Raw genomic sequence first — 1,311 nt, forward strand, 5'->3', positions numbered from 1 at the left:
ATGCCACACCGGCCGACCGGCTACCGGCGTGTGCGCGACATCCTGCCCGAGGGTCCCGCCCGCGCGCGGAGCGTCTCCGTGCGAGGCCGCGGGATTCAACGGGACGGCGGCGTCCCGGCCACGGTGTGGATCGCGTGCAGGACGTCGCGGCGCAGGTCCCCGGTGATGGTGGTGGCGGGCGCCACCGCGTCGAAGCCGTGGAAAGCGCCGGGGATGCGACGAGAACCCCGGTGCGGGCGGCGATCCGATGGCACCAGCGATCGTCCTGGGTGGCGCTGCCGAAGACGTAGCCGCCGCCGTGGATCCACAGCAGCACCGGGCCCGGTGCCGGATCGTCGGGGTCGCCGAACACTCTGACTCCGGCGCCGTCGCCGAGGTCGACGACTGTCGCGGCGGGATGGGGGCGGCGGCGTGCGACGAGTCGGCGCATGAGCGGCAGGGTGGGGGCGCTGACGGTTTCCCGGGGCAGTACCAGCGTGTGCGGACGTAGGTCGGGGTGGTAGAGCCGGTACTGGTCGAGCCGGGAGGTGGGCATCGAGCTGTGTCGCGGGGCAGCGGGTTTCGGTGTGGTGGTCACGCGGGCGTCGCCGTCAGGTTCAGGTGCGCCAGGCGGCGCACGATCAAGCTGGGAACGTAGGTGGGTTCGGGGTCGTCGAGCGTGATGTCCTCGGTGTGGGCGAGCAGGCAGCGCACGGCGTGGACGGTTTCCTTGCGGGCGAGGTGGGCGCCGAGGCAGAAGTGGATGCCGCGCCCGAAGCTGTGGTGCCGGTTCGGTGTGGCGCGGTCGAGGTCGACCCGGTCGGGGTCTTCGAAGACGCGTGGGTCACGGTTGGATGCGCCCCACATGAGCATCAGTCGCGCACCCTGCTCCAGGTGTACCCCGGGGCGTCCTGCAATGCCGAGGGGGAGAACACATCGGGAACAGCTGTCATCGCCGAACACCATCCTTGCACGTGCTCGAGCTGGCGGCCGAGCCCGCCGACATCGCCGACATCCGCCGCACCATCACCCGCGCGGCACGCCTGCTCTTCACCACGCCCACCGCGCAGCGGTCCCGGTGAGCCCACCGCGCAGCGGTCCCCGTGAGCATCGACGATGGCCGACCCGCACAGGTCGACGCGTCGCGAATCACCCCGGGGAAGCCGGACCTGCCCGCGGGATGCTCGAGTGAGACCGAACAGTTCCCTGTCGCCCGGTTCGCCCAACTCCTGGGTGCTCGATCACAGTCGCGGGGGGGGGGGGGGGGGGGGGGGGGGGGGGGGGGGGGGGGGGGGGGGGGGGGGGGGGGGGGGGGGGGGGGGGGGGGGGGGG

The 1,311-nt window shown here is 73.2% G+C and carries 2 protein-coding genes; both read right to left on the reverse strand.

Translation table 11 applies throughout. The features are described from left to right. Window positions 1-535, reverse strand: a 535-nt coding sequence (locus QH283_RS30385) for an alpha/beta hydrolase (protein ID WP_432420781.1), incomplete at its 3' end; no start/stop codon positions are given. 38 nt (window positions 536-573) lie between these two features. Then, complete coding sequence (locus tag QH283_RS25715; protein WP_280505517.1) at window positions 574-945, reverse strand: cytochrome P450; 372 nt, start codon at window positions 943-945, stop codon at window positions 574-576. Between the last annotated feature and the right edge of the window lie 366 nt (window positions 946-1,311).

It is taken from the genome of Nocardia farcinica, assembly GCF_029867845.1.
In the GTDB taxonomy this organism is placed as follows: domain Bacteria; phylum Actinomycetota; class Actinomycetes; order Mycobacteriales; family Mycobacteriaceae; genus Nocardia; species Nocardia farcinica_A.